Below are 3,964 nucleotides of genomic sequence, written 5' to 3'. Positions count from 1 at the left end.
CGCCGCGACCGAGAAGGCCGAACCCGGATTGCCCAGATTGCCGCCGCCGCTGATCGACGTGCCGTTGAGCTGCCACGAGGCCAGCAATCCGCTCTGGCTGCGGAACAGCACATCCCCGCGCCCGTCGCCGTTGAAATCGCTGCGCTGGCTTCTGACAGCCTCAGCCACATCCGTCACTGTCACCGCGATCGCTTGTGTATCGGACAGCGTGCCGTCGCTGGCGCTGACAATCACGTCGTAGACATTGTTCGCGCCAACATCGCCCGGCAACTCAAAGTTCGGTGCAGATCGGAACGAGAGCGTGCCGGTCGTGGCGTTGATCTGGAACCGAGCCGCATCCGCCCCCCCACTGATCGCATAACTGAGCGTCGTGCCAGCGTCAGGGTCTGCCGCGCTCACAGTCGCCACTGCCGTTGTGTTCTCAGCAATCGAGCGCGCTGCCGTGGCCCCGCCGCCATCGCTGATGATCATCGGCGCCTCGTTCGCGTTCGTGACCGTCACCGCAATGGCCTGGGTGTCATCGAGCGTCCCGTCGCGTGCACGCACAATCACTTCATATACGTTGTTTCCATCTGCATCGGTGGGGGCTTCAAAGTCTGGTGCAGTGACAAACGTGAGCGCTCCGGTAAGGAAATCTACTTGAAATTTTCGCGCGTCTGCGCCGCCTTCGATAGAGTAAATTACCGTAGTGCCCGCATCGGGATCTATGCCCTGTACAGTGGTCACCCCAGTAGCGTTTTCCGCGAGCACGCGCGTGGCCGTCGCCCCGCCACCATTGCTGGTGATGATCGGCGCTTCGTTGGTATCGGTTACCGTCACCGATATGGCCTGAGTGTCGGTGAGCGTACCGTCGCTCGCACGAACGATGACATCATAGACGTTATCGGCACCAACATCGGTCGGGATCTCGAAGTTCGGTGCAGATCGGAACGAGAGCGCGCCGGTCGTGGCGTTGATTTGGAACCGAGCCGCATCAGCGCCACCGCTGATCGCATAAGTCAGTGTGGTCCCGGCATCCACATCGTTAGCCAGCACGGCTGTCACCGCCGAGGTGTTTTCAGAGATCATCAAGACCGCTGCTGCACCGCCTCCATCCGAAGTTATCTCCGGCGCGCTATTCTGGCTGGTCACGCTAAAGACTTGCGCTTTGATGCTCCCGCTGCTGGCGTCACCCAAGGTACCACTGCTGTCCAGCCAGGTGATCACGACATCGCCCGATGCAAGTTCGGTGATCTCCGGGACCATTTGGAAAGATGCCGTCTGGGAGTTAACCAGAAATTCTGCGCCTTGCTTTACGCCGTTTGCATTGAAAACTTGCGCTTTGATGCTGGTCTGGCGGCTGTCACCGAGCGTGCCGCTAAAGTCATGCCAAGTGACCACGAAACCACCATTCGCAAGGCCTTTGATCGCAGGAAAGGCTTGGTCGTCCGCCGTCTGGCTATTGACCAGAAACTCTCCGTTCACTTTGCGACCACTAGCATCGAATATCTGCGCTCGGATGCTTCCTGAGCTAAAATCATCCAATGAACGGCTAAGATCGTACCAAGTGATGACAAAGCCGCCATTGGCGAGTCCGGTGATCGTGGAGTTGCTTTGCGTTGAGTTGGTCGTCGTATTGACTAGAAATTCGCCGGATAACTTGTTCCCGTCCGAGTCAAAAATCTGCGCTATCACATTATAGTCTGAAACAGAACCAAGATCTCCGCTGTTGTCAGACCAACTTACTACGAAGCCGCCGTTGGAGATCGCAGCGATTGTCGGCGAGGCTTGGGTGTTTTCTGTCTGGGTATTGATCAGAAACTCGCTGCCCTGCTTCGTGCCATTGGCATTGAACAACTGCGCTTTCACGCTCCATGTACTTGCGTCCCCTAGCGTGCCACTCGAATCTTCCCACGTGACGACAAACCGGCCATTCGCCAGCCCGGTGACGGTTGGTCGCCGCTGGAAGGATTCGGTCTGGCTGTTGACCAAGAATTCTTCGCCCACTTTGCTGCCGCCGGCATCAAACACTTGCCCTTTGATACTGGTCTGGCTGCTGTCCCCCAGCGTGCCGCTAACATCCTGCCAAGTGATGATGAAACCGCCATTCACCAACCCGGCGATCGATGTGTGCGTCTGGTTGTCCGCCGTCTGGCTATTCACCAGAAACTCGACGCCTGACTTGCTGCCGTTTGCATTGAAGACTTGCGCCTTGATGCTGGTGCCGCTGCTATCGCCCAGAGTTCCGCTGGAATCGACCCATGTGACCACAAAGCTGCCGTTCACAAGCCCAGTGATAGAGGGAGTAGTTTGATCGTTCGCAGTCTGCGTATTGACCAAAAACTCGTCGCCTTTTTTGACGACTTCAATCTTGATGTCAGAAACTGTTATCGCGATAGCCTGCGAGTCGGTCAGCGCACCATCGCTGACGCGGACGATTACATCGTAGATATTGTTGCCGCCCACATCGGTCGGGGCTTCAAAGTCTGGCCTGCTGATAAACGACAGTTCGCCGGTCGAAGCGTCGATCTGAAACCGTGTTGCATCTGCCCCGCCGCTGATCGCATAGGTCAGCGGGAAATTGACCGCATCATCGGCCTGCACTGTGGTCACCGCGGTGGTGTTTTCAAGGACCGACAAGGCTGCAACCGCACCACCCCCATCTGAAGTGATGACGGGTGCATTGGCTTGGTTGCTCAAGGTGAAGACTTGCGCTTTGATATTGGTATAGCCAGCGTCAAGCCATGATACGGCAAAGCCGCCGTTCGCAAGGCCAGTGATCGTGGGCGTTTGCTGAGTGTAGGCTGACGCGGTGTTAACCAGAAACTCGCTGCCCTGTTTGACTCCGTTTTCGTCAAATACTTGCGCCTTGATGGCCCACGGGAATGTATCTAGCCAAGAACTATTCCATGGGATTGCAGCCCGGTCTTGCCAGGAGATAACAAAGCCGCCGTTACCCAGATCCGCAATCGCCGGATATGCTTGATCGCCCTCAGTTTTAGTATTGACGAGAAATGCGCGGCCAATCTTGCTGCCACTAGCATCGAACAATTGCGCATTGATGCTGATGCCGCTGTTGTCACCAAGACCGGTGCCATTATCATGCCAGGTGACGACAAATTTTCCATTGGATAGCTCCGTAATGCTTGGAGCATAAGAACCAGCGCGGGGCCCATCCTCAGTCACAGAGAATTCGACGCCCCGCCTTGCACCGTTTGCATCGAACAGCTGTGCTTTTATGCTTCCGTCAGACTCGTCGTTCCACGAGATCATGAAGCCACCGTTTGACAGGCTGGCGATAGCCGGGTCTCTTTGAGACGGAGCCGTGGTCGCATTGACAAGGAACTCGTCTCCTTGTTTGCTACCACTCGCATCGAACACCTGCGCCTTGATGCTGGTGACGCCAGCGCCACTCTGCATGTCGCCGCTATCTTCCCAAGCGATAACAAAGCCGTTATTGGCAAGGCCTGCGATCGTTGGGTTCAACTGGCCGCCAAGTGTCTGAGTATTGACCAGAAACTCAGATCCTATTGCAGTCCCGTCTGCGCCAAACATTTGCGCCTTGATGCTGGCGCCTGCGCTGTCGCCCAGCGTGCCGCTATCGTCACTCCAAGTGACCACGAATCCGCCGTTCGCCAGGCCGATGATGGTGGGATTTTGTTGATCGTTGGCGGTCTGCGTGTTGACCAGAAACTCGGCCCCAACCTTTGCTCCAGTGGCCGTGAAAATCTGCGCTTTGATGCTGGTGCCCTGGACGTCACCCAACGTGCCGCTGCCGTCCTGCCACGTGACCACGAAGCGACCGTTTGCAAGGCTTGTGATCGTCGGCTTTTGCTGAAAGCCCAACGTCTGTGTGTTGACAAGGAACTCGCTGCCAAGTTTGACGACGTTCACAATCAGGTCCCGCTTTTTATTGCTACTATGTGGCTTGGTGTTGATTGCCACTGAGAAGTGACCCGGGAGGGGCCGTAATTTCCACTGAGAT

At 56.5% G+C, this 3,964-nt stretch carries 1 pseudogene; it reads right to left on the bottom strand.

Annotated features, from left to right (window positions below):
• Nucleotides 1–3,924: pseudogene (locus IP83_RS17150) on the bottom strand (hypothetical protein); the annotation flags it as partial.
• Nucleotides 3,925–3,964 lie beyond the last annotated feature (40 nt).

The sequence above is a fragment of the Novosphingobium sp. AAP93 genome, from assembly GCF_001296055.1.
Lineage (GTDB): Bacteria > Pseudomonadota > Alphaproteobacteria > Sphingomonadales > Sphingomonadaceae > Novosphingobium.
The sequence above is the reverse complement of the archived record's forward strand: the minus strand, read 5'-3'. Positions and strand labels throughout refer to the sequence as shown.